At 70.6% G+C, this 25,096-nt stretch carries 23 protein-coding genes; 7 read left to right on the top strand and 16 right to left on the bottom strand.

Features of this window, described 5'->3' with window-relative positions; all coding sequences use genetic code 11:
- Positions 1-40 precede the first annotated feature (40 nt).
- The 12 genes from AC07FN_RS07535 to AC07FN_RS07480 form a co-directional block, all read right to left on the bottom strand.
- The gene (locus AC07FN_RS07535) at positions 41-1,516 is read right to left on the bottom strand and encodes an APC family permease (RefSeq protein WP_478394864.1); all 1,476 of its coding nucleotides are present in this window, start codon (positions 1,514-1,516) and stop codon (positions 41-43) included.
- Between the two features lie 179 nt (positions 1,517-1,695).
- Positions 1,696-1,830, bottom strand: a complete 135-nt coding sequence (locus AC07FN_RS07530) for a hypothetical protein (protein ID WP_478394863.1) — start codon at positions 1,828-1,830, stop codon at positions 1,696-1,698.
- A 200-nt stretch (positions 1,831-2,030) separates the two neighbouring features.
- Positions 2,031-2,981: a formimidoylglutamase gene (gene hutG / locus AC07FN_RS07525; protein ID WP_478394862.1), complete on the bottom strand. Its 951-nt coding sequence runs from the start codon at positions 2,979-2,981 to the stop codon at positions 2,031-2,033.
- 70 nt (positions 2,982-3,051) lie between these two features.
- Entirely contained in the window at positions 3,052-4,713 is a 1,662-nt protein-coding gene (hutU, locus tag AC07FN_RS07520) for a urocanate hydratase (protein ID WP_478394861.1), read from the bottom strand.
- Positions 4,714-4,825: 112 nt separating this feature from the next.
- Positions 4,826-5,614 carry an IclR family transcriptional regulator gene (locus AC07FN_RS07515; protein WP_478394860.1) on the bottom strand — a complete coding sequence of 263 codons (789 nt, stop codon included), beginning with the start codon at positions 5,612-5,614 and terminating at the stop codon, positions 4,826-4,828.
- Position 5,615: 1 nt separating this feature from the next.
- On the bottom strand, positions 5,616-7,004 hold the full coding sequence (locus tag AC07FN_RS07510; protein WP_478394859.1) for a purine-cytosine permease family protein: 1,389 nt from the start codon (positions 7,002-7,004) through the stop codon (positions 5,616-5,618).
- 160 nt (positions 7,005-7,164) lie between these two features.
- Positions 7,165-8,787, bottom strand: coding sequence for a histidine ammonia-lyase (gene hutH, locus AC07FN_RS07505; protein WP_478394858.1), 1,623 nt, complete (start codon positions 8,785-8,787; stop codon positions 7,165-7,167).
- Between the two features lie 57 nt (positions 8,788-8,844).
- Entirely contained in the window at positions 8,845-10,260 is a 1,416-nt protein-coding gene (locus AC07FN_RS07500) for an amino acid permease (RefSeq protein WP_478394857.1), read from the bottom strand.
- Positions 10,261-10,453: 193 nt separating this feature from the next.
- Positions 10,454-11,209, bottom strand: a complete 756-nt coding sequence (hutC, locus tag AC07FN_RS07495) for a histidine utilization repressor (RefSeq protein ID WP_478394856.1) — start codon at positions 11,207-11,209, stop codon at positions 10,454-10,456.
- Positions 11,210-11,385: 176 nt separating this feature from the next.
- Entirely contained in the window at positions 11,386-13,548 is a 2,163-nt protein-coding gene (locus tag AC07FN_RS07490; protein WP_478394855.1) for a xanthine dehydrogenase family protein molybdopterin-binding subunit, read from the bottom strand.
- Positions 13,545-14,507, bottom strand: a complete 963-nt coding sequence (locus AC07FN_RS07485; protein ID WP_478394854.1) for an FAD binding domain-containing protein — start codon at positions 14,505-14,507, stop codon at positions 13,545-13,547. The genes AC07FN_RS07490 and AC07FN_RS07485 overlap by 4 nt, the downstream gene beginning before the upstream one ends.
- Positions 14,494-14,946 carry a (2Fe-2S)-binding protein gene (locus tag AC07FN_RS07480; protein WP_478394853.1) on the bottom strand — a complete coding sequence of 151 codons (453 nt, stop codon included), beginning with the start codon at positions 14,944-14,946 and terminating at the stop codon, positions 14,494-14,496. Before AC07FN_RS07480 ends, AC07FN_RS07485 begins: the two co-directional genes overlap by 14 nt.
- A gap of 240 nt (positions 14,947-15,186) precedes the next feature.
- Between AC07FN_RS07480 and AC07FN_RS07475 the strand changes: the two genes are divergently transcribed.
- The 3 genes from AC07FN_RS07475 (at position 15,187) to AC07FN_RS07465 (ending at position 17,848) form a co-directional block, all read left to right on the top strand.
- A complete protein-coding gene (locus AC07FN_RS07475) occupies positions 15,187-15,789 on the top strand; it encodes a TetR/AcrR family transcriptional regulator (protein WP_478394852.1) in 603 nt (200 codons plus the stop codon).
- A gap of 180 nt (positions 15,790-15,969) precedes the next feature.
- Complete coding sequence (locus AC07FN_RS07470; RefSeq protein ID WP_478394851.1) at positions 15,970-17,424, top strand: GntT/GntP/DsdX family permease; 1,455 nt, start codon at positions 15,970-15,972, stop codon at positions 17,422-17,424.
- Between the two features lie 211 nt (positions 17,425-17,635).
- Positions 17,636-17,848, top strand: a complete 213-nt coding sequence (locus tag AC07FN_RS07465) for a DUF2277 domain-containing protein (RefSeq protein ID WP_132483828.1) — start codon at positions 17,636-17,638, stop codon at positions 17,846-17,848.
- A 10-nt stretch (positions 17,849-17,858) separates the two neighbouring features.
- Here AC07FN_RS07465 and catC read toward each other — a convergent pair whose 3' ends face one another.
- From catC to AC07FN_RS07445, 4 genes are all read right to left on the bottom strand, one after another.
- Complete coding sequence (catC, locus tag AC07FN_RS07460) at positions 17,859-18,149, bottom strand: muconolactone Delta-isomerase (protein WP_478394850.1); 291 nt, start codon at positions 18,147-18,149, stop codon at positions 17,859-17,861.
- Positions 18,150-18,252: 103 nt separating this feature from the next.
- Positions 18,253-19,104, bottom strand: coding sequence for a catechol 1,2-dioxygenase (catA, locus tag AC07FN_RS07455; protein WP_478394849.1), 852 nt, complete (start codon positions 19,102-19,104; stop codon positions 18,253-18,255).
- 46 nt (positions 19,105-19,150) lie between these two features.
- A complete protein-coding gene (locus AC07FN_RS07450) occupies positions 19,151-20,254 on the bottom strand; it encodes a mandelate racemase/muconate lactonizing enzyme family protein (protein ID WP_478394848.1) in 1,104 nt (367 codons plus the stop codon).
- Positions 20,235-21,173, bottom strand: coding sequence for a LysR substrate-binding domain-containing protein (locus AC07FN_RS07445; RefSeq protein WP_478394847.1), 939 nt, complete (start codon positions 21,171-21,173; stop codon positions 20,235-20,237). Before AC07FN_RS07445 ends, AC07FN_RS07450 begins: the two co-directional genes overlap by 20 nt.
- Positions 21,174-21,424: 251 nt before the next feature.
- On the opposite strand from AC07FN_RS07445, the gene benA reads away from it, so the two are divergent.
- The 4 genes from benA to AC07FN_RS07425 are packed head-to-tail and all read left to right on the top strand — an operon-like array spanning position 21,425 to position 25,095.
- Positions 21,425-22,786 (top strand): benzoate 1,2-dioxygenase large subunit, encoded by a 1,362-nt coding sequence (gene benA / locus AC07FN_RS07440; protein ID WP_478394846.1) that lies wholly within the window; start codon positions 21,425-21,427, stop codon positions 22,784-22,786.
- Between the two features lie 8 nt (positions 22,787-22,794).
- On the top strand, positions 22,795-23,292 hold the full coding sequence (gene benB, locus AC07FN_RS07435) for a benzoate 1,2-dioxygenase small subunit (protein ID WP_478394996.1): 498 nt from the start codon (positions 22,795-22,797) through the stop codon (positions 23,290-23,292).
- A gap of 10 nt (positions 23,293-23,302) precedes the next feature.
- Positions 23,303-24,322, top strand: a complete 1,020-nt coding sequence (benC, locus tag AC07FN_RS07430; RefSeq protein ID WP_478394845.1) for a benzoate 1,2-dioxygenase electron transfer component BenC — start codon at positions 23,303-23,305, stop codon at positions 24,320-24,322.
- Positions 24,319-25,095, top strand: coding sequence for a 1,6-dihydroxycyclohexa-2,4-diene-1-carboxylate dehydrogenase (locus AC07FN_RS07425; RefSeq protein ID WP_478394844.1), 777 nt, complete (start codon positions 24,319-24,321; stop codon positions 25,093-25,095). The genes benC and AC07FN_RS07425 overlap by 4 nt, the downstream gene beginning before the upstream one ends.
- Position 25,096 lies beyond the last annotated feature (1 nt).

Here is a 25,096-nt window from a genome sequence, read left to right as displayed (position 1 = left end):
GCCTCGCGCGGCTCCACCCGCACCGGGGTGGAGCCGCGCCTCACCGCTTGTCCGCGGGCACGGCGTCCCCGGCCGGGGCGTTGCTGCGGCCGTAGTGGTGCGTGGTGAACATGTAGATCACGCCGACGGCGACGACGATTCCACCGGAGAGCAGCACGATGTAGTTGTCGTACCAGGCGGCCTGCGGCGTTCGCGGCCACGAGATGTTCACCATCGCGCCGATGCCGTAGGCCAGCGCCACGACGTTGACCAGGAGCCCCCACCGGCCGAGGGTGAACTCGCCGGTCGGTCGCCAGCCCTTCAGCCGCGCGCGCAGGGCGGCGAGCACGACCATCTGGAACGCCAGGTAGATCCCCAGGATCGCGAACGAGACGATCTTGGTGAGCGCGTCGGTGGAGATCAGCGACCCCACCGCGATGAGCGCCGGGACCACGCCGGCCAGCAGGAGCGCGTACGGCGGCACGTGGCGGGCGTGGGAGAAGCGGCGCAGCAGCTTGTAGCCGATGATCATCTCGTCGCGGGCGTAGGAGTAGGTCAGCCGCCCGGCCGCCGCCTGCAGGCTGATCGTGCAGGACAGGAACGAGATCAGCACCACGCCCATCACCGCCCGCGCGCCCGTCTCGCCGAAGGCGCTGTTGAGCACGTTGATCAGCGGATCGGCGTCTTCGCCGGAGATGACCTTGCCGAAGTCGGGCACCGCCAGCAGCAGGGTCAGGCAGGCGAACGTCGCGGCAGCACCGCCGATGTAGATGGTGCGCCGCATCGCCTTCGGCACGTTGCGGCCCGGGTGCGGGACTTCTTCGGCGGTGTCGCCGCACGCCTCGAAGCCGTAGTACTGGTAGAAGCCGATGATCGCGGCCGCGAGGAACACCGGCAGGTAGGGGCCGGATCCGCCGGCGCCGAAGTTGTCGAACAGCACCCCCAGGCCGTGGAAGCGGTGGGTCGTCAGCAGCCAGACGCCCACGAACAGCGCGCCCAGCAGTTCGGCGGTGAACCCGATGATCGCGGCCATCGACAGCACCTTCGTGCCGCCGTAGTTGATCAGGGTGGCCGCCACGATCAGCGCGACCGTGCACAGCACGTTGTTGATGACCGTCGGGTGGAAGCCGAACAGCAGGGCGATGTAGGGCCCGGCGCCGTAGGCGACGCTCGTGATCGTCACCAGCAGTGCCATCAGGTAGACCCAGCCGGACATCCACGCCCAGCGCTTTCCCCACAGCCGCCGGGACCAGGGGTAGATCCCGCCCGCCAGCGGGTACTGCGCGACGACCTCCCCGAACACCAGGGCGACCAGGAACTGCCCGGCGCCGGCGAGCAGGAAGCTCCAGATCATCGGCGGCCCGCCGGCGGCCAGCGCGACCCCGAACAGCGTGTAGGTGCTCACCACCGGCGACAGGTAGGTGAACCCGAGGGCGAAGTTCGCCCACAGGCTCATGTCCCGGCGGAATTCCGTGGTGTAACCGAGCTCGCTCAGCCGCGCGTCGTCGCTGCCGGCTTTGCTGTCCGAAGTGGACATCGCGGCCCCCTCGGTCGGATTCGGACCGGGTCGGCCGTGGGTTCACGCTCGCGCTCGAACGGGTAGCCGAACGCCGGGCGACGCCTCGCGAACCGGTCCCGTTCGCTCACGAACAAGTCGGGCACCCGGACCAATTTCGTGAACGCGGATACCGGAAATAGTCCTCCGCCGCCCGGCGTCTAGCTAGTCGAACCCCGCAGGTCACGCACCGTGTTGCCGAGCGCGGCGCGCAGCACCTCGCGGAAGACGTCGGCCGAGGCGGTGACGGGCGCCGACGACCATCTGGCCAGTGTCCCGTCGCCGTTGGTCTCCACGCGAGCCCGAGGCGGTGATGACGTCCGGCCGCACCAGGTAGGCGATGCAGAGCGCATCGTGCGCGGGCACGGCAGTCTCCTCCCCGGCCGCTATTCCAGTCCACGTTGGACGGTTCCCTGCTCCTCTTCGAGCATGGTCGTGAACGCCTCGTCGGAGAGTTCGCGGGGATCCGCGGTTTCGTGCTCTGGCATTCCTCCCCCTACTGGTGAGTGCGTCGCGCGGTGACGATCCGGTGGACCAGGCGGGCCGCGGTCCGGGCGGTGCGGTTGTCGATGTCGAGCCCGGGATTGAGCTCCGCGACATCGCAGAGCGCCAGCTTGCCGCTGGCCGCCACCCGCTCGCACACGTGCTGGATCGTCTCCAGCGGGACGCCGTAGGCCGCCGGGGCGCTCACGCCGGGCGCCACCGCCGCGGGCAGCACGTCGAGGTCGATCGTCAGGTAGACCACGTCGCAGCCGGTCAGGAACCGGTCCACGAACCCGTCCACGGCGGCCAGGTTCGCCGGGCCGCAGTGGTCGTCGAGCAGGTAGTCCACGCCCAGCTCGTCGGCGGTGTCGAACAGGGCTTTGGTGTTGCTCGGCTGGCTGATGCCCAGCACCGCGTAGTGCAGGTGCTCGCCGCGCTGCCGCTCCAGGTCGGCCATCTGCCGGAACGGCGTGCCGGAGCTCGGTGTCTCGTCGGCGCGGAGGTCGAAGTGCGCGTCGAGGTTGAGCACGCCGAGCTTCGCGCCGGAGCGCACCCGCGCCGACTCCGCGATGCCGAGGTAGCTGCCGTAGGCGATCTCGTGGCCGCCGCCGAAGACGACGACGAACCGGCCGTCGTCGAGCAGGTCCGTCACGGCCCGGCCGAGCCGTTCCTGCCCGGCTTCCAGCGCACCGCCGGTGACCTCGACGTCACCCGCGTCCACGGCTCGCGCCGGCGCGGGCAGCGCCATCGAGGCCAGCGCCTCGCGGATGGCGCGCGGGCCGTCCGCCGCGCCCTGGCGGCCCTTGTTGCGGCGGACGCCTTCATCGCTGCGGAACCCGAGGAACGCGACGTCCGCCGCTCCCCCGGCGCCGACGACGTGGTGCCACCTGAGGTGTTCGGGCCCCGGTCCGTCGTCGCGGCCGCTCCAGCGCTGCGGCGCGCGGTTCACCGCCTCAACGATCACTTTCCCACTCCTGCAAGTCCAATGTGGTCGCCGGCGGCCCGGAGGCGCTACCGTCTCCGGGCCGGCCGGTTCACGCGTCGAGCATCGGGATCCGCACGCCGCGCTCCCTGGCGACGTCGGTCGCGTGCTGGTAGCCGGCGTCGACGTGGCGCAGCACGCCCATGCCCGGGTCGTTGGTGAGCACCCGGGTCAGCTTCTCGGCGGCCAGCTCGGTGCCGTCGGCGATGCAGACCTGCCCGGCGTGGATCGAGCGCCCCATGCCGACGCCGCCGCCGTGGTGGATCGACACCCACGACGCGCCCGAGGCGGTGTTGACCAGCGCGTTCAGCAGCGGCCAGTCGGCGATCGCGTCGGAGCCGTCCAGCATCGACTCGGTCTCCCGGTAGGGCGAGGCGACCGAACCGGAGTCGAGGTGGTCGCGGCCGATGGCGACCGGGGCGGACAGCTCGCCGGAGGCGACCATCTCGTTGAACTTCAGGCCGGCGCGGTGCCGTTCGCCGTAGCCCAGCCAGCAGATCCGGGCGGGCAGGCCCTCGAAGGAGACCCGCTCGCCGGCCATCGTCAGCCACCGGTGCAGGTGCTCGTTCTCCGGGAACAGCTCCATGATCGCCTTGTCGGTGGCCGCGATGTCCGCGGGGTCACCGGACAGCGCCGCCCACCGGAACGGGCCGAGGCCCTCCTCGAACAGCGGCCGGATGTGCGCGGGCACGAACCCCGGGAACGCGAAGGCCCGGTCGTAGCCGGCCTTGCGGGCCTCGTCCCGGATGGAGTTGCCGTAGTCGAAGACCTCGATGCCCTTGTCCAGGAAGCCCACCATCGCCTCGACCTGGGCGGCCATCGACTTGCGGGACCGCTCGGTGAACGCCGCCGGGTCCTGCTCCGCCAGCGCGGCCCACTCGCCGAGCTCGACGCCCACGGGCAGGTAGGAGAGCGGGTCGTGCGCGGAGGTCTGGTCGGTGACGATGTCGATCGGCGCGTCCATCTCCAGCAGCTTCGGGAACACCTCGGCGGCGTTGCCCAGCAGCCCGATCGACAGCGGCTTGCGCTGGTCCCGGGCCTCCACCGCGAGCCGCAGCGCGTCGTCGATGTCGTCGGCGCGGACGTCGAGGTAGCGGTGGGCGATGCGGCGCTCGATGCGCGAGGGGTCGCACTCCACGCAGATCGCCACGCCCTCGTTCATGGTCACCGCCAGCGGCTGCGCGCCGCCCATGCCGCCGAGCCCGGCGGTCAGCGTGATGGTGCCGGCGAGGGTGCCGTCGAAGCGCTTGCGGGCGACCGCGCCGAAGGTCTCGTAGGTGCCCTGCAGGATGCCCTGGCTGCCGATGTAGATCCACGACCCGGCGGTCATCTGGCCGTACATCGTCAGGCCCAGCGAGTCGAGGCGGCGGAACTCCTCCCAGTTCGCCCAGTCGCCCACCAGGTTGGAGTTGGCGATCAGCACCCGGGGCGCCCACTCGTGGGTGCGCAGCACGCCGACCGGCTTGCCGGACTGCACCAGCAGCGTCTCGTCCTTCTCCAGGGTCTTGAGCGTCTCGGTGATCGCGTCGAAGGCCGCCCAGCTCCGCGCCGCCTTGCCGGTGCCGCCGTAGACGACCAGGTCGTCGGGGCGTTCGGCGACCTCGGGGTCGAGGTTGTTCATCAGCATCCGCAGGGCGCCTTCCTGCTGCCAGCCGCGGCAGTTCAGGTCGGTGCCGCGCGGGGCGCGGACGGTGCGGGCGTCTTCGTTGGTCATGTGCTGCTCCAGGTTCGAGCCGTTCTCGTTGGTCCCATCAGACCCCGCACCGCGCCCGGCCGACAGCACGGAGCCGGGTCTTTCTCGGATCCGAGACACCTGCTTCCGGCGCTCAGGCGACCGGGCGCGGCTCGCGGCCGGAGATGGCCGCCGTCAGCCCGGCGGCGCCGCCGCGCATCGCCTCGCCGACCACGGCCGGTTCGTGGCGCTCGTGGAACCGGCTCCACGTGGTGCTCAACGCCGCCACCGGCCGTCCACTGTGGTCGAACACCGCGGCGCCCACGGAGCGCATGCCGGGCGCGACCAGCTCCACCTCCTCCGACCAGCCGCGCTCCCGGTCGACCGCCAGCCCCTCCCCCAGCTCCGCCAGGGTCCGGGGGCCGCGGCCGGTGCGGGTGATGAAGTCGCTGCGGTGCGGGAACAGGGCGCGGATCTGCGCTTCGGTGCTGCCGGCGAGGATCGCGCGGCCGTTGGCGGTCAGGTGCGCGGGCAGCCGCACCCCGACGTCGGTGATCAGCGAGACGTCGGCACCGGAGGTCGGCTGCTCCTTCAGCAGGTACACCGTTTCCGCGCCGTGCAGGATGCCGAGGTGCACGGTCTGCCCGAGGCTGCGGGCCAGCCGGCGCAGGATCGGCGCGGCTCGCCGCTCCAGCGGCTCGTGCCGGAGGTAGGCGGAGCCGATCTCGAACGACACCACCCCGAGCCCGTAGGCCTGCTCCGCCTCCAGGTACACCACGAATCCCTTGTCCACCAGGACGGAAAGGATGTGGTACAGCGACGAGCGCGGAATGCCGAGATCCCGGGCGAGGCTCGCCGCGCGCACCGGCCCGGGTCCTTCGGCGAGCCGGACGAGGACGTCCAGCGCCCGCCCGACGGCCGGTGACGCGCTCGACTCGGCCACCTCATGCACCTCCCGCGACGGGGCGATTCTCGCGGATCCGGTTGCGCATCGCCGCCCAGTAGATCGCGCCGGGCACGACCAGCCCGAGCAGCCACGCGATGTCCGCGCCGCCGAGCAGCGGAACCATGAAGCCGGTGAAGACCTTGTCCACGTTGGAGAACGGGATCTGCACGGCGATGCCGAAGAAGTAGGCGACCAGCGCGGGAACGCACCAGCGGCCGTAGCGGCCGTTCGGGTCGTACATCGCGTCGAGGTCGTAGTCCTCCTTGCGCAGGAAGTAGAAGTCGACCAGGTTGATCGCGCTCCACGGCGTGAGGAAGTACAGCAGGAAGTGCAGGAACAGCACGAAGTTCGACAGGAAGTCACCGCGCCCCAGCACCGCGAGCACGCCGCCGAGGACGCCGACGAACGCGATGTAACCGATCCGGGCCCCTTGCGAGAGCACCGCCCTGCGGGTGAACGCGGTCAACGTGGTGGCCACCGTCATGTAGCCGCCGTAGATGTTGAGCACGTTGATGGTGAGCTTGCCCAGCGCGATGGCCAGCAGCAGCGGCAGCACCAGCGCCTCGCCGCCGAGTCCCACCACGTAGGTCACCTCGTGGCCCTTGAACTCCTTGCCCGCCACCGCGTAGGCGAGCGCACCGAAGGACATCGCCCACGTCGCGCCGAGCGCGGTGCCGCCGTAGGTCCACCAGAACGTCGCCCGGATCGAGGTGCTCGCCGGCAGGTACCGGGAGGTGTCCGCGACGTACGGGCCGAAGGTGAGCTGCCAGGACGCGGTCAGCGACAGCGCGAGCAGGAACGCGGGCAGGTCGAGTTCCGCGTTCGCCAGCACCGGCCCGAGGTCGTGCGTGGTGACCAGCCGGAACGTCAGGTACACGAACACCACGACCGACACCAGCGACGCGAGCCAGCCGAAGCGGTGGATCAGCCGGTATCCGGCGATCGCGATCAGCGCCGACAGCGCCGCGTAGAGCAGGATGCTGGCGTCCACCGGCAGCCCGGTGATCGCGGCCAGCGCCTGGCCGCCCAGCACGTTGCCGCTGGCGAAGTAGCCGAGGTACATCAGCACGACCAGGACCAGCGGCAGCACCGCGCCGTACACGCCGAACTGCGCCCGGCTCTGGATCATCTGCGGGATGCCGAGCGTCGGCCCCTGCGCGGCGTGCAACGCCATCGGGATGCCGCCGATGGCGTTGCCCAGCGCGATGGCCGCCAGCGCCCACAGCGGGTGCAGGCCCACGAGCACGGTCAGCGCGCCAGTCACGGCCGAGGTGATCTGCATGTTGCCGGCGAACCACAACGTGAACAGGCTGCGCGGGTTGCCGTGCCGCTCGCCGTCGGGGATCGGGTCGATCGATCTGCGCTCGACCTGCAACGATCCGGCCATTCGCCCTCCTCGCGCCGCGGAATTCGTTCGTTCCATTAGTCGCCGCGCGGGTGCCCGGAGCAATCCCCGGCCGGAAGCAGTTGTCCAGGATGACAGACAGTCCGGGCGCGGGAGGGGTCCCGCCCCTCCCGCGCCCGGAAGTCCTGCCTGCGAACGGGTCTCAGTCGAGAGCGCCGACGACTTCCTCGACGGCGTCGACCAGTGCGCCGGACCGGCACAGCTCGACGGCGGCCTCCATCTCCGGCGCCAGGTGCCGGTCGGCGCCGGGACCGGCGACGTGCTGCCGGATGCGGTCGCGCACGGCTGCGGTGGCGGGCGACGGGCTCAGCGGCTGCCGCATGTCCATGGCGCGCGCCGCGGTGAGCGCTTCGATCGCCAGGACGCGGGTGAGGCCGTCGACGGCGCGGCGGAGCTTGCGGGCCGCGGACCAGCCCATCGAGACGTGGTCCTCCTGCATGGCCGAGGACGGGATCGAGTCGACGCTGGCCGGGACGGCGAGGCGCTTGAGCTCGGAGACGATCGCGGCCTGGGTGTACTGGGCGATCATGTGACCGCTGTCGACGCCGGGGTCGTCCGCGAGGAAGGGCGTCAGGCCGTGGTTGCGGGCGGGGTCCAGGAACCGGTCGGTCCGGCGCTCGCTGATGCTGGCCAGGTCCGCGGCGACGATGGCGAGGAAGTCCAGCACGTAGGCGACGGGGGCGCCGTGGAAGTTGCCGTTGGACTCCACGCGGCCGTCGGGGGTGACCACGGGGTTGTCCACGGCGCTGGCGAGCTCGACCGCCGCGACCGACTCGGCGTGGGCGAGGGTGTCGCGGACACCGCCGGCGACCTGCGGCGCGCAGCGCAGCGAGTAGGCGTCCTGCACGCGGTTGCAGTCGGGGCCGGCGTGGCTGGCCACGATGCCCGAGCCGGCGAGCACGCGGCGCATGTTGGACGCGGCGGCGGCCTGGCCGGGATGCGGGCGCAGTTCCTGCAGGTCGGCGGCGAAGACGCGGTCGGTGCCGAGCTGGGCCTCCACGCTCATGGCGGCGGTGATGTCGGCCAGCTTCACCAGCTTGCGCAGGTCGTGGCAGGCCAGCACGAGCATGCCGAGCATGCCGTCGGTGCCGTTGATCAGCGCGAGCCCTTCCTTCTCGGCGAGCTCGACCGGGGCGATCCCGGCGGCGGCGAGGGCTTCCGCGGCGGGCAGCGAGCGGCCGTCGGCGTCCCGCACGGTGCCTTCGCCCATGAGGGCGAGCGCGGCGTGCGCGAGCGGCGCGAGGTCGCCGGAGCAGCCCAGGCTGCCGTACTCGTGGACCACCGGCGTGATCCCGGCCGACAGCATCGCGGCGTAGGCGTCGGCGATCTCGGGGCGGACGCCGGTGCGGCCGGTGGCCAGGGTGGACAGGCGCAGCAGCATCAGCCCGCGGACGACCTCCCGCTCGACCTCCGGGCCGCTTCCGGCGGCGTGCGAGCGGACGAGGCTCTTCTGCAGCTGGCGGCGCAGTTCCACCGGGATGTGGCGGGTCGCGAGCGCGCCGAACCCGGTGGAGATCCCGTAGACCGGCTTCGGTTCTTCGGCGAGGCGCTCGATCCGGCCGCGGGTGTCCGCGAGGGCCTGGCGGGCCTCACCGGAGAGCTCGACCCGCGCGCCGCCGCGGGCGACGCGGACGACGTCGGCCGGGCTGACGGGGCCGACTCCCACGACCACCGGCTGGGCGGTGGTGTCCGCGCTGGCTTCAGTGCTGCTGAGAATGCTCAATGTCGTTCTTCCTCGTGAGTTGGGGCGTCGCGCTCGTTTCATCCGGCTGGTGGCGCCAGATGGAGCATAGGGTTGTCTATACAGCTGTGTGTCCGGTGGTCAGCCGGTCCCGGCCTCGGACGCGGCGAGCCGGTCGTCGTCGGAGCTCCCGCCGGCGGCCTTGCGGCGGCCGACACCGAGCTTGTAGAAGATCGTGAGAACGGCGAGCCACACGGCGCCGACGATGAGCGCCACGCGGGTGTCCGCGGAGAACGCCAGCAGCACGAAGACGAAGACCAGGAAGGCGATCGCCGCGATCTGCGCGTACGGCCACAGCGGCGACGGGAACTTGAGCGCCGACGCCTCGGCCGGGCTCATCTTCCGGCGGGCCTGGAAGTGCGCCAGCATGATCATCAGCCACACCCAGACCGTGGCGAAGGTCGCGATGGAGGCGATGATCGTGAAGATGTCCTCCGGCACGACGTAGTTGAGCACCACGCCGATCAGCAGCGCGCCGGTCATGATGACCACGGTCATCCAGGGCACGCCGTTGCGCGAGACCCGGCCCATGATCGTCGGCGCCTGACCGCGCTCGGCCATGCCGAACAGCATGCGGCCCGCGCCGAAGATGTCGCTGTTGATCGCCGACAGCGCGGCGGTGATCACCACGACGTTGAGGACGGTCGCCGCCGAGGTCAGACCGAGGCCCTCGAAGATCTGCACGAACGGGCTGCCCGAGGAGCTGATCGACTGCCACGGGGTGATCGACATGATGACACCGATGGTCAGCACGTAGAACAGCAGCACGCGCACCGGAACGCTGTTCACCGCGCGCGGGATGGTCTTGTGCGGCTCGTCGGCCTCCCCCGCGGTGACGCCGATGATCTCGGTGCCGCCGAAGGCGAACATGACCACGGCGAAGGACATCAGGAATCCCTCGATGCCGTTGGGGAAGAACCCGCCGTGCGACCACAGGTTGCTCACGCCGGTCTCCGCGTGGGCGCCGCTGAAGCCGAAGGCGAGGACGGCGATGCCGCCGAGAATCATCGCGACGATCGCGGCGATCTTCACCACGGAGAACCAGAATTCGAGCTCGCCGAAGACCTTGACGCTCAGCAGGTTCACCGCGCCGATGACGAACAGCGTGGCCAGCACCCAGATCCACCGCGGCACGTCGGGGAACCAGAATCCCATGTAGACGGCCAGCGCGGTGACGTCGGCGATGCAGACGATGATCATCTCGAAGGTGTAGGTCCAGCCGGTCAGGAAGCCCGGCAGGCGCCCCAGGTGCCGACTGGCGTACTCGCCGAACGAGCCGGGCACCGGGTCGGCCACGGCCATCTCGCCGAGCGCCCGCAGCACCACGAAGACCACGGCACCGCCGATCAGGTAGGCCAGCAGCACCGAAGGGCCGGCCTGGCTGATCGCCTCGGAAGAGCCGTAGAAGAGACCGGTGCCGATGGCCGAGCCGAGGGCGATGAAGCGGATGTGCCGTGCCGTGAGGCCACGGGTCAGTGCCGCCGCGCCTTTTCTCACCTTTTCCTCCCTGCGGGAACCACGTTGTCCCCTCCGTTGCAACCGGAACCGCCGGCTGTGCTGCCGGGCACAATCCGAGGCGGTGCGATATGTATAGTGCTGTATATACAGCTCGTCAAGAGCTCGGCCCGAAATCCGGGCGGAGCGCGCGGAGAAACCGGACAAACGCTGGTGAACAGGGACGATCCGGGGATCAGGTCGCGTCGAAGGTGCCTTCGAGCCGGTATCGCGAACCGGGGTGCAGCAGCCGGGCGGTGCTCACGAGCCGCCCCTCCGACCAGGTGCGCCGGTGGATCAGCAGGCACGGCTCGGCTTCCGCGATGCCCAGCAGCGCGCAGTCCTCGGCGGTGCCCAGCACGGCCTCGACGACGTGTTCGCCCTTGCCCAGCGGCGCGATCCGCGACAGGTAGCTGTTCGGCGTCTGCGTGGCGAAGTCCTGGTCGAGGTAGTCCGGGGCGAGCTCGGGGTTGACGTGGCGGTCCTCGAGCTGGATCGCGATCTCGTCCTCGAAGTGCACCACGACCGAGTGGAACACCGGCCGCCCCTCGGCGATCCCGAACAGGCGGTGCATCCGCAGGTCGGCGGGTTCCTCCCGCAGCAGCACCACGTCGGTCCGGTGCCGGTGCCCGCGCCGCTGGACCTCGTCGGCGATGTTGCGCACCTCGTACAGCGCGGAGCTGCTCTTGCGCTCGGCGACGAAGGTCCCCACGCCGGCGAGCCGGACGATCAGCCCCTCCGAGCTCAGCTCGCGCAGCGCCCGGTTGATGGTCATCCGCGACAGCCCCAGCGCGTTCACCAGCTGGCTCTCCGACGGCAGCAGCTCGCCCTCGGACCACCGCCCGGAGCCGATCTGCTCGATGATCACGTCCTTGAGGCGGCGGTAGGCGGGCGCGGACTCGCGGCGGCTCTCGCGGAACAGCACGGCCACGTCCAACGCATCAATGGCCACCGGCACCGCCCACCTCGGAGATCGATCATCAGCCCGCGCCCAGTTTATCCCGCCCCCGAAACTCGCCGGGAGCAGCGGCTACGGCTTGCGGGCCACACCGCCGGTCTCCCGGAACTCCGGCGAGCTGAAGGCCCGCTGACCGGTGTTCTCGCACCGGTCAGCGGGCCTTCAGCGCCTCAGTCGTCCAGGAGGTCCTCGATCGTGATCGGGATGTGGCGGACCCGGGTTCCCGTTGCGTTGTAGATCGCGTTGGCCACCGCCGCCGCCATGCCCACCGTGCCGATCTCGCCCAGGCCCTTCGCCCCGACCGCGTTGTGCAGCGTGTCCGGGTACCGGACGAAGTGGACGTCGGCGTCCGGGATGTCGGCGTTCACCGGGACCAGGTAGCCCGCGAAGTCGCCGTTGGCCAGGCGGCCGCTGTCCTCGATCTCCAGGCCCTCGTGCAGCGCCGCCGACACGCCCCAGATCATCCCGCCGAGCGCCTGGCTGCGGGCCGCCTTCTCGTTGATGATCCGGCCGCAGTCGAACACGCCGAGCATCCGAGACAGGCGGGCCTCCCGCGTCCACTTGTGCACGCGGACCTCGCAGAACTGGGCGCCGAACGAGCTGAACGAGTGCTTCGTCAGCTCCTCGCCGGGCGCCGAGGAACCGATCGCGGAGACCGACGAGCGACCCACCGCACGCAGCAGTTCGCCGAACTCCATCGCGCGGCCGTCGCCGGCCAGCACCCGGCCGTCCTCGTAGGACACCTCCGCGCCCTCGAACGGCGCGCCCGGCGACGACGCCACCACCAGCAGTGCGTCGATCACCTCGGTGGCCGCGATCATGACGGCCGAACCCGCGCTCGCCGTGCCGGTCGAGCCGCCGGACATGCCGCCCGACGGCAACGCCGAGTCGCCCAGCCGCGGCGTGATCCGCTCGACCGGAATCGCCAGCGATTCCGCGCCCACCAGCGACAGGACGGTCAGCAGGCCGGTGCCCGGGTCCGAGCCGCTGGTCGCCACCACGGCCGTGCCGTCGGCCCGCAGGGTGATCTCGACGCTGGCCGGGAACCGCAGCGCCGGGAACATCGCGGTGGCCACGCCCATGCCCACGAGCCAGTCGCCGTCGGTGCGCCCGCCGGGCGAGCGGTCCGCCCAGCCGAACCGCTCCGCGCCGGTCTGGAAGCACTCGTCGAGGTGCTTGCTGGACCACTGCAGGTCCTTGCCCGGCGGCGCGATCGAGTTGTTCCGCAGGCGCAGTTCGATCGGGTCCACGCCCAGCTCGACCGCCAGCTCGTCGATCGCGCTCTCCAGCGCGAAGGACCCGGGCGCCTCCCCCGGCGCCCGCATGAACGTCGTCGGCGGGATGTTCAGCGGCACGATCTTCTGGCTGACGGCCAGGTTCTGGGTCGCGTACCACTCCCGCGAGGTGCCGTGCGAGGTCGGCTCCACGAACGACCGGTCCGCCGGCGTGGTGCACCACGACTCGTGGCGCAGCGCGATCAGCGTGCCATCGGAGTCCGCGCCGAGGGAGATCTTCTGCAGCGTCGCCGGGCGGGTCGCCGTCGCGGTGAAGACCTGTTCCCGGGTGAGCGCGGCCTTCACCGGCCGGCCGAGGGCCTTGGCCGCCGCCGCCGCCAGGAACGCCGGGGTGGAGGTGCGGGCCTTGCCGCCGAAAGCGCCGCCCACGAAGGGGTTCAGCGCGCGGACCGACGCGCGGTCCAGGCCCAGCGCCCCGGCGATGTCGGCGGCCTGCAGGTCCGAGCCCTGGTTCCCGCTGTAGATGGTCAGGACGCCGGCGTCCCACACCGCGACCGCGGAGTGCGGTTCCATCGCGGCGTGGTTCTGGGTGGCGGTGCGGTACGTCGCCTCGATGCGCACCGGGCTCGCCCCCAGCGCGTCCTCGATGGACTCGACACCGTCCGCGAGGACCGTGATGTCCTCGTTGGACGGCGCGTCCTCGGCCGCGGCGAGGCCGTCGTCGAACGAGGTCAGGGCGGGCCGGGCCCGGTAGGAGACCTCGACCAGCATCGCCGCGTCCCGCGCCTGCTCGAAGGTCTCCGCCACCACGAAGCCGATCGGCTGGCCGTAGTAGGTGACTTCGCGGTCCTGCAGCGGAACCCACATCTCGCCGAAGAGCGGGGAACTCGGCTTGCGCAGGTCCAGCGGGTCGAACGGCGTGTACACGCCGAGCACGCCGGGCGCGCTCTTCGCCGCTGTGACGTCCATGGCCTCGACCTCGCCGTGCGCGATCGCGCTGAGCACGACGTACCCGTAGGCCATGCCCGGGAAGTTGTTGTCCGCGCCGTACTTCGCCTGCCCGGTGACTTTCAGCGGGCCGTCCAGCCGACTGGTCACAGGCGGCTCCCTTCGGTCAGTTCGAGCAGTGCGCGGACCACGGTCCGCTTCAACAGGGAAACCTTGAAAGCGTTGCCGGACAACGGCCGAGCGCCGTCGGCGGCCAGGGACGCCGCGACCTCGAAGGACTCCGGCGTCGCGGGCGCGCCGCGCAGGGCCTCCTCGACCGCGGGCAGCCGCCACGGCACGGTCGCCACGCCGCCGACCGCCACCCGGGCGTCGGCGATGTGCCCGTCCTGGACGTCCAGCGCGACCGCTGCGGAGCAGAGCGCGAACTCGTAGGACTGCCGGTCGCGCACCTTGACGTACGTGGAACGCGACGCCCAGTCCAGCCGCGGCACCACGACCTCGCCGATCAGCTCGCCGGGGCGCAGATCGTGCTCCGCCTCCGGCGAATCGCCCGGCAGGCGGTAGAAATCGGCCAGCTTCGCGGTGCGGCTCCCGGCGGCGCTGAGCAGCCGGACCTCCGCGTCGAGCGCGACCAGCGCGACCGCCAGGTCGCTGGCGTGCGCTGCCGCGCACGAGTCGCTGGTGCCCAGGACCGCGTGCATCCGGTTCGCGCCCGAGATCGCCGGGCATCCGCTGCCCGGCTCCCGCCGGTTGCAGGGCATGGCGACGTCGCGGAAGTACGTGCACCTGGTGCGCTGCATCAGGTTCCCGCCGATGCTGGCCATGTTGCGCAGCTGCTGGGAGGCGCTCTGCAGCAGGGCCCGGGAGATCGCCGGGTACACGCCGGGGTGCTCGGCGACGTCGCTCATCCGCTCCAGCGCGCCGATGCGCAGCCCGTCGCCGGTGTCGATGCCCCGCAGCGGGAGCTCGTTGATGTCCTGGACCTGTTGCGGCGCGAGGACGTTGAGCTTCATCAGGTCGACGAGGGTGGTGCCGCCGGCCAGGAACGTGCCGGGCGAGGCGAGCGCCGCTTCGACGGTCATCGGTGCCGTGAGTTCAAAGGGACGCATCGGCCTGCCTCGCTTGTTCGATCGCCGCGACGATGTTCGGGTAGGCAGCGCAGCGGCAGATGTTGCCGGACATGAACTCCCGGACGTCCTCGACGCCCTGCTCGACCGCGGCGACGGCCGACATGACCTGACCGGACGTGCAGAACCCGCACTGCAGGGCGTCCTGGTCGACGAACGCCCGCTGGACCGGGTGCAGCTCGTCGCCGTCGGAGAGGCCCTCCACCGTCGTCACCGGTCGCTTCACGGTGGCGGCGAGGGTGAGGCACGAGAGCACGGGCCTGCCGTCGACGTGCACGGTGCAGGCACCGCACTGGCCGCGGTCGCAGCCCTTCTTCGGGCCGGTGACGCCGAGGTTCTCCCGCAATGCGTCCAGCAGCGTCACGCCGGGATCGACGTTCAGCCGTTCGGCCCTGCCGTTGACTTCGAGTGAGATGTCCACTTGATCTCTTCCCCGCCGGTCGCCCGCGCAGGGCGACCGCAGCGGTGTCGCTTGTGGTGGTGGGAGCAGAACTGGGACCATCGCCGAAACCGGATATTCATCCGTTTCAGCCCCTCCTCGACGCTAGCGGATACTTATCCGCTCTGCAAGGACGGCACCACCCCCGAAGGTAGCCGCAGGTCGACGGCCGGTTGTGCACTACATTCCAGGGAAGGACGCGGCAGCCAACCGGGAGGGACGATGACGACGGGCTCGGTCAGTTCCCGACGTGCGGACACCCGGCGCAACCACGAGCGCATCCTCACCGCGGCGGCGAAGTCGCTGGCCGGTTCGGGAGCGGTTTCGTTCAACGCCATCGCGAAGCAGGCCGGCGTGGGCGTCGGCACGGTGTACCGGCACTTCCCCACCCCGGAGGCGCTCGTCCTGGCCGTGTACCGGCGCGAGCTGCAGCACCTCGTCGACGTCGTCCCGAGCCTGCTCCGGCAACACCCGCCGGAACAGGCGTTCCGGATCTGGACGGCCGACCACCTGACGCATTACATGATGACCAAACGAGGCCTGGCCGGAGCCCTCGGCGCGGCCACGTCGTCGCACGGCGAAATGTTCGCGAAGGCCCACGAGGCCATGGTCGGCGCGGTCGCCACGCTGCTGGAGGCCAACGTCGAGGCCGGGACCGTCCGCGCCGACCTGGACCCGGAGACGGTCCTGCGCGGGCTCGGCGGCCTGCTCTACCTCGACCCCCGCGACGACTGGCGGGGCCCGACCGAGAAGCTCGTCGACCTGCTGTGGCGGGGCATGTGCACGGGAACGTGCCACCCCGATGGCGACGCCCGGCCAGCCTGACTCGCCAAGCGCCTCGCCTTGCGGTCGCCCGACCGATCATCGTCCTGAATGGACATGCGCACCTCCGCGCCGCACCCGCCTGACCGCAAGGTCGACAGGCCCTCGGACCCCAACTGGTGCAACGTGGGACAACGGCTGCCATGGCGGACCTGGCACTCCGGTGGCTCGAAGGAGCGCGACATGCTCAGCTCGAACATTCTCTTCCCGGCCGACAAGATCCACGAGCCGTGGACCGGTCACGACACCCAGACCCTCGTCGTGGCGGCCATCGGGATCGCCATCGTGGTGCTGCTGATCGTCGTGGCGAAGATGCACGGCTTCCTCGCGCTGACCATCGGGTCCTTCTTCGTCGGGATCGGGTCCGGCATCGAGCTGGACAAGGTCGCCGGCTCGTTCGAGAAGGGCGTTGGCGACGTGCTCGGCAGCGTCGGCGTGCTGATCGTGCTCGGTGCGATGCTCGGCAAGCTGCTCGCCGACTCGGGCGGGGCCGACGAGATCGTGGACAAGATCATGACCGGGGGTCGCCGCGGGCTGCCGTGGCGAATGGCCCTGATCGCCTTCATCATCGGCATCCCGATGTTCTTCGAGATCGGCCTCGTTCTGCTGATCCCCGTCATCATGCTGACGATCCGCCGGTCCAGGCTGCCCGCGATGTACCTGGCGATCCCGGCTCTCGCCGGCCTCTCCGTCCTGCACGGCTTCATCCCCCCGCATCCGGGACCGCTGGTGGCGATCGCGAACCTGCACGCCAACGTCGGCGTCACCCTCGCCATCGGCCTGATCATCGCGATCCCCACCGTGATCGTCGCCGGACCGCTGTACGGCATGGTGGCGGCGCGCCTGGTGCCGATCGGTGCCCGCGGAGCGGGCGGAAACCTCATCGGGCCCGGGCCGGACGCAGGCTCTCCGGGCGGTGGCGAGGATGGCGGCGGGTCCGGAACGGTGCCGGGCGAGCCGGAGCGCACGCGTCGCCCGAGCTTCACCTGGACCATCATCACGGTTCTCACCCCGGTGGTCCTGATGCTGGTCCGCGCTGCGGCCGAGGTGTGGATGAGCGAAACCGCGTGGATCTACCCGTTCCTGCAGTTCATCGGGGAACCGATCGTGGCGTTGCTGATCGCCGTGCTGCTGGCGATGGTGACGTTCGGCATCGGTGTCGGATTCACGCCGGTCACCCTGACGACGAAGCTGGGCGAGAGCCTGATGCCGATCGTCGGCGCCACGATGATCGTCGGGGCCGGCGGTGGCTTCAAGCAGGTGCTCGTGGACGGTGGCGCCGGCACCGCGATCGGGAAGCTCGCCGTGGCGGCGAGCCTGTCCGCGCTGCTGCTCGGCTGGATGGTGGCGGTGCTGGTGCGGCTGGCGACCGGGTCGGCCACGGTGGCGACCGTGACCGCGTCGGGCATCGTGGCCCCCTTCGCCGCCGGTCTGCCGCCGACGCAACTGGCTCTGGTCGTGCTGGCCATCGGCGCCGGCTCCCTGTTCTTCTCCCACGTCAACGATGCCGGCTTCTGGCTGGTCAAGGAGTACTTCGGCATGACCATCGGCCAGACCATCAAGTCCTGGTCGGTGATGGAGACGATCATCTCCGTGGTCGGCCTCGCCTTGACGCTCCTGCTGTCGACGTTCCTCTAGCGCCCTGGGGATGAGTTGGGATCCCCACGTTCGCGAGATCTGCGAGACCACCGCACCGGAGGGCGCGCTCCTCCGGTGATCGTCGAGCACCCGCAGTTCACCCGCACGCGTGGGGCACTGCAACTAGCATGACGGGGACGGCCCCAGGGCCGTCCCCGTCCACCGGTCGTCGCCCCGGCGAAAGCTGGGGAAACCTACCCAGGAATTGCTCATGTGCCGCAGCATCAAGACGCTCCGCCCGCCGTACGCCGAAGACGTCACCGAAGTGGACATCCGGGCGGCCGCGTTGCAGTACGTCCGCAAGATCTCCGGGTTCCGCAAGCCCGCCGCGCACAACGAGGCAGCCTTCGAGCAGGCGGTGGACGACATCGAGAAAGCCACCGCGAAGCTGCTGGCGTCCCTGGAGGTCCGCGGCTCCCGGTGACGGCCGCCCGTCAGGAGTCGAGCAGGGCGATGTCGGACGGGTGCTGGGCCAGCGGGGTCGCCTCGATGGTCATGTACGGGAACAGCGGCAGGTTCCAGAGGATCTCGTGCAGCCGCTCGTTGTCGGCCACGTCGAAGACGCTGAGGTTCGAGTACTGCCCGACGCAGCGCCAGAGGTGCACCCACTCCCCGCCCTGCTGCAACTTCTGCGAGTAGGCCTTCTCCCGCGCGAGCGTGTCGGCCTTCACCGCCGGATCCATCTCGACCGGGAGGTCGACGTCCATCTTCACCGCGAACAGCACGGTCAGTCCTTCCTGAGATTCCTCGCCCCGGTGCGGGGCGTCCTCGACCAAATTACTCGGCGAGGTGGCGCCTCATCTCGTTCGATTGATCACTGCCGGCGGGTCATCGGGGGTCCAGGACGAAGTCGTAGGTGACCTCGTTCGCCCCGCCGCCGGGGTTGGGCCGGGGGTCCAGGACGAGCTCCGGCTTGACCGCCTGGGCGATGTCGTCGGCGACGTGGGCCCCGCCCTTGAAGTACAGCTGGGTGGTGATCAGCCGGTGGCCGGGGGCGGAGACCTTCAGGTGCAGGTGCGCGGGCCGCCAGGCGTGCCAGCCCGCGGCGGCGATCAGCTTGCCGCACGCGCCGTCGGTGGGGATCTGGTACGGCGCCGGCTGCACGGTCCGGATCTTGAACCGGCCCTGCTCGTCGGCGATCACCGTGCCGCGCAGGTTCCACTCCGGCAGTCCGGGCGCGTACTGCGAGTAGTAGCCGAGGTCGTCGGCGTGCCACATCTCGATCTTCGCCCCGGCCAGCGCCTGGCCGGACACGCTGGTGACCTGGCCCTGGAACAGCAGCGGGGTGCCCGGCTCGTCCGGCCGCATCGGGAGGGTGGCTTCGGCGGGCAGTTCCGGCGAATCCGGCACGTAGTACGGGCCCTCGATGGTGCCCTTGGAGCCCTGCCGGTCCTCGTTGGCCACCTCCTCGACGACGTGCTCGATCCACACGTCCAGGAACAGCGGCCATTCGCCGTCCTGGCCGACCTGGATCAGCCACGCCTTGAGCGCGTCGTATTCCGCGTAGGTGACCTGCTGCCGCCGGATCACGTCGTGCACCGCCCGGATGACTTCCGTGGCCAACGCGTCGACCCGCTCCTTGCTCGTGGCGGCGGTCGTCTGCTTCGCCCGGAAGCGCTCGGTGGCCGCCGCGCCCGATGCGGCGGCGGTCGCGGTCTGCTCGGAGAGGTTCGTGGTCATGTCACCGATTCCTTTGCTCAACAGCGTTGTCGATGCGGTTCCCGGCTCAGCCGTCCTGGCGGTAGTGCGCCAGCTTCCCGGGGTCGATGTCGATGCCGATGCCCGGCTGCGCGCGGACCTGGACGGTGCCGTCGCTGATCCGGACCGGCTCGGCGAGCAGGTCGTCGCTCATGTCCAGGAAGTTGGACAACTCCCCGGGCCGCTGCGACGTCAGCTGGTACGCGGCGCCGAAGGCGACGCTGCACATGGTGCCGATCTGGCCGTCGATCTGGTTGCCCATCACCACTTCCACGCCCAGTCCCTCGCACTGGAACAGCACGCGCTGCGACGTGGTGAAGCCGGTGCGGGCGGTCTTGATGCTGATCGCGGTGGCCGCGCCGGCGAGCAGTTCCCGGGTCACCTCGCCCGGGCGGGTGGCGCTTTCGTCCGCCACGAAGGGGATTTCGCTGTGCTGCACCAGCCAGCGCCGCCCCAGCACGTCGTCGGCCGGGCAGAGCTCCTCGGCGAGGGTGAGGCCGAGATCGGACATCTCGCGCAGGGCGCGGGCGGATTCCGACGCGGTCCAGCCGCGGTTGCCGTCGACGTAGAGCTCGACGTCGTCGCCGAGCCCGGCCCGCAGCGCCCGGCAGGCCTCGACGTCCACTGTGTACGGTTTGCGGCCGACCTTGACCTTGAAGGTGGTGATGCCGTACTCGGCCCGGATCCGCTCCGCCTCGGCGACCATCTGCTCCGGCGCGGCGAAACCGACCATGTGCGCGACCCGCATCCGGTCGGTGTAGCCGCCGAGCAGCTCGGTCACCGGCAGCCCGAGCGACTTGCCGATGAGATCCCACAGCGCCATGTCCAGCGCCGCCTTGGCCGTGGGGTTGCCGACCGTCCGGTGCAGCCGCGCGTGGATGGCCTCCCGCTCCAGCGCCGACATGCCGACCACGTCGGGCGCGAACAGCTTGTCGATCACCGCGACGATGGATTCCTGCGTCTCGCCGTAGGTGAACGGCCGCGGCGGCGCCTCGGCGACCCCGATCAGCCCGTCGTCGGTGTGCACCCGCACCAGCACGTGCTCGGCCACGTGCACCTCGCCGCTGGCGAACCGCAGCGGCTTGCGGTACGGGATGGCGAACGGGATCGCCTCAATTCGCGTGATCTTCACGTGCTTCCTCGATGTCCTGGGTGTCGTCGTGGCCGACGAACACGTCGTTGGCCGCGAGCGCGGTCAGCAGGTTGCGCAGCAGCGGCGAATCGTCCTCGGCGCGCCAGGCCAGTGCCAGTTCGACGCTTTCGGCGTCGGGCACCGGCACGAACACCACCCCCTCCAGCGGAAAGGACTGCACCGAGGCCGGGGCGAGCGCCACCCCGAGGCCGGCCGCGACCAGCGCGACCTGGGTGGAAGCCTCCCCGATCTCGTGCGCGCAGTTCGGGTAGAACCCGGCCGCCAGGCAGCTGCGCACCACCGCGTCGTTGACCACCGAACGCGACGAGGCGGAGTACATGATGAACTGCTCCGCCCGCAGTCGCGCCATCCCGACGTCGGGTTCCCCGGCGAGCGGATGGTTCTCCGGCAGCACGAGCACCAGCGGCTCGCGCGCGATGGTGCGGTGCGCGATGCGGTCCTCGCGGGTCGGCGGGCGCAGCATCCCTACGTCGATCTCGTTGCGCAGCAACGCCTTCTCCTGCGCCGGGGTGAGCAGGTCCGGGTGGATCTCCAGCTCGACCCCGGGCAGGTCGCGCTTGACGATGTGCGCCAGCCGCGGCAGCTGCCGGTAGGACGCCGACCCGGTCAGCCCGAGCCGGAGCACGCCGTGACACCCGTCCGCGAGCCGCTTCACGCGGCGCGCCGCGTCGTCGATCGACTTCAGGATGCGCAGCGCGTCGTCGTGGAAGACCGCGCCCGCAGGCGTCAGCTGCACCTGCCTGGTCGTGCGGGCGAACAGCTCGGCGCCGAGTTCGGCTTCCAGCTGCCGGATCGCTTGGGACAGCGGGGGTTGCGCCATGTTCAGCCGCTTGGCCGCCCGCCCGAAGTGGCGGGTCTCGGCCACCGCGACGAAGTAGCGCAGATGTCGCAGTTCCACTGCCGCACCTCCTCCCGCCAGGCCGGGTGGCCGCGGCCACAACGTCGTTCGTCCAGGTCAGCCTAGGTCCGCCATTCAGCTCGAACAAATACTCATTCCCGATCGATTGGTATGTCGCAGATATCAATCGGCCCTAGGTCGGGACTGGGGGTTTTCCCGGCGTGATCCAGGCCACGGTCGTGCCAGCGTCTTCGGCAACCCGGACACCGAAGTCCGATGGCGGGCACCGCGGCCCGCCGGGAGGAGGCACCATGTCCGAAGCGCTGGACCGCATCCGGACCGCGCTCGCCGACGCGCTGGTCGAAGACCCCGAGCGCGGCGTGCACCGCGCCAAGCGCAGCATCTTCACCGACCCGGAGCTCTTCGAGCTGGAGATGGCGCACATCTTCGAGGGCAACTGGATCTACCTGGCGCACGAGAGCCAGATCCCCGAGGTCGGCGGCTACTTCACCACCCACATCGGCCGTCAGCCCGTGGTCATCACCCGTGACAAGCAGGGGCGGCTGAACGCGCTGCTCAACGCCTGCAGCCACCGCGGGGCCATGCTCTGCCGCCGCAAGCGGGACAACCGCACCACGCTCACCTGCCCGTTCCACGGCTGGACCTTCAGCAACAACGGCAAGCTGCTGAAGGTCAAGGATCCGCGGGACGCCGGGTACCCGGAGCAGTTCAACACCGACGGCTCGCACGACCTGACCCGGGTCGCCCGGTTCGACAACTACCGCGGCTTCCTGTTCGGCAGCCTCAACCCCGGCGTCAAGCCGCTCGCCGAGCACCTGGGCGAGGCGGCCAAGATCATCGACATGGTGGTGGACCAGTCCCCGGAGGGGCTGGAGGTCCTGCGCGGCGCCTCCACCTACGTCTTCGACGGCAACTGGAAGCTGCAGGCCGAGAACGGCGCCGACGGCTACCACGTCTCCGCGACGCACTGGAACTACGCGGCCACGACCGCCCGCCGCACCTCCGGGGAGTCCAGCAACGACACCAAGAACATGGACGCCGGCACCTGGTCCCGGCAGAAGGGCGGGTTCTACTCCTTCGAGCACGGCCACCTGCTGCTGTGGACGGAGTGGGCCGATCCCAGCAACCGGTCGCTGAACGAGAAGCGCGACGAGCTCGTGGCGCGGTTCGGCGAGGACCGGGCGAACTGGATGATCGGCTACTCCCGGAACCTGTGCCTGTACCCGAACGTCTACCTGATGGACCAGTTCAGCTCGCAGATCCGGCACTTCCGGCCGATCGCGGTGGACAAGACCGAGGTCACCATCTACTGCATCGCCCCGAAGGGCGAGAGCGCCGAGGCCCGCGCGAACCGGATCCGCCAGTACGAGGACTTCTTCAACGCCACCGGCATGGCCACTCCGGACGACCTGGAGGAGTTCCGGGCCTGCCAGCACACCTACCGGGCCACCGCCGCCCCGTGGAACGACCTCAGCCGCGGCGCGGTGCACCAGATCGCCGGCGCGGACGAGGACGCGAAGCGGCTCGGCATCTCGCCGATCGCCAGCGGGGTGCGCACCGAGGACGAGGGCCTCTACCCCATCCAGCACGGCTACTGGCTCGACACGATGCGCGCCGCCGTCGATTCCGCCGCAGCCCAGGGAAACCGGTGATGACCGTGATGACCACCGCGATCGAGACCGAAGCAGTCCGGCAGTTCCTGTACCGCGAGGCGCGCCACCTCGACGACCGCGAGTTCGAGGAGTGGCTGGAGTGCTACCACGAGGACGTCGAGTTCTGGATGCCCGCGTGGGACGACGATGACGAGCCGACTACCGATCCGCAGACCGAGATCTCGCTGATCTACTACGCCAACCGCGGCGGCCTCGAAGACCGGGTGTTCCGGATCCGCACCGACCGGTCGGCGGCGACCAGCATCCCGGAGCCGCGCACCGGCCACAACATCACCAACGTGGAGATCGTCGAGCAGCGCGGCCTGCTGGTGGACGTGCGGTTCAACTGGTTCACCCTGTACTACCGCTACCACCACGTCGACACGTACTTCGGAACGTCGTTCTACACCATCGACTTCGGCGGCGAGCGACCGCTGATCACCAGCAAGCGGGTGGTGCTGAAGAACGATTACATCCACCACGTCGTCGACATCTACCACGTCTGAGGGGCCGGAGATGAGCTATCAAGTCGCGTTGAGCTTCGAGGACGGCGTCACCCGGTTCATCACCTGCGGTCCACATGAGACGGTCGCCGAGGCGTCCTACCGGTCGCGGATCAACATCCCGCTGGACTGCCGCGACGGCGCCTGCGGCACCTGCAAGTCGCGCTGCGTCGCCGGCGAGTACGACGGCGGCGACTACATCGAGGACGCGCTCACCGACGACGAGGCGGCGGCGGGATTCGCCTTGCCATGCCAGATGGTGCCGCACAGCGACCTCGTGCTGGAGATCCCGGCGACCGCGGAATTCGCCAAGACGGGCGCCGCGGTGCACGCCGGGTCGATCATCGAGGTGCGGCGGCTGTCGGCGAGCACGGTCGCCTTCACCGTGGAGCTGGACGACCGCGATCAGCTGGCGTTCCTGCCCGGCCAGTACGTGAACGTGGCGGTGCCCGGGACCGGCGTGGCGCGGTCGTACTCGTTCAGCACCGGGCCGGCCGAGAAAGCCGTGTCGTTCCTGGTCCGCATCACCGCCGGCGGCGCCATGTCGGGCTACCTCGCCGACCGGGCCGAGGTCGGCGACCGGGTCGAGTTCACCGGGCCGCTGGGGAGCTTCTTCCTCCGCGACCTGGTCCGCCCGGCCCTGCTGCTGGCCGGTGGCACCGGGTTGGCGCCGCTGCTGTCCATGCTGGAGCGGCTCACCGACGCCGAGGTGACCCACCCCGTGCACCTGATCTACGGGGTCAGCTCCGACACCGACCTGGTGGAGCTGGACAGGCTGCGTGCCTACGCGGACGCGATCCCGCAGTTCAGCTTCGACCACTGCGTCGCCGACGAAGCGAGCACCGCCGCTCACAAGGGCTACGTGACCAGCCTGCTCACGCCGGAACACCTGCACGGCGGCGATGTCGACGTCTACCTGTGCGGGCCGCCGCCGATGGTCGAGGCGGTGCGCGGCCACCTGCGGCAATCCGGGATCGATCCGGTGAACTTCTACACCGAGAAGTTCACCGTCGCGGCGGAGGTGGGCAGGTGAACCGCTTCGCCGGGCAGGTCGTCGTCGTCACCGGAGCCGCGCAGGGCATCGGCCGGGCGGTGGCGGAGCGGTTGTTCGCCGAATCCGCCGAGGTGGTCCTGGCCGACCGGTCCGAGCTGGTCCACGAGGTGGCCGCGGGCCTGGTCTCGGGCGGCCGCAAGGCGCACGCCGTGGTCGTCGACCTGGAGCAGTTCGCCGGTGCGGAGCGGGCGGTGGCCTGCGCCCGCGAACTGCACGGCGGCATCGACGTGCTGATCAACACCGTCGGCGGCACGATCTGGGCGAAGCCGTTCGAGCACTACCCGCCGGAGCAGATCGAAGCGGAGCTGCGGCGATCGCTGCTGCCGACCCTGTGGGGCTGCCGGGCCGCGTTGCCGCACCTGGTCCGGCAGGGGCACGGCACGATCGTGAACGTTTCGTCGGTGGCCACCCGCGGCGTCAACCGGGTGCCGTACGCGGCGGCGAAGGGCGGGGTCAACGCGCTGACCACCGCCCTGGCGATGGAGGCCGCGCGGCACGGGATCCGGGTGGTGGCCACGGCCCCGGGCGGGACCGACGCGCCGCCGCGCCGCATCGCGCGCGGCCCGGCCGCCGAGACCGACCAGGAGAAGCGGTGGTACCAGGAGGTCGTGGACCAGACCGTCGCGTCGTCGCCGATGCGGCGCTACGGGACGCTGGCGGAACAGGCGGCGGCGATCGCGTTCCTCGCCTCACCCGAGGCCTCCTACATCACCGGGACGGTGCTGCCGGTCGCCGGCGGTGACCTCGGGTGAG

The organism is Saccharopolyspora sp. NPDC045941, assembly GCF_056431445.1.
The sequence above is the reverse complement of the archived record's forward strand: the minus strand, read 5'-3'. Positions and strand labels throughout refer to the sequence as shown.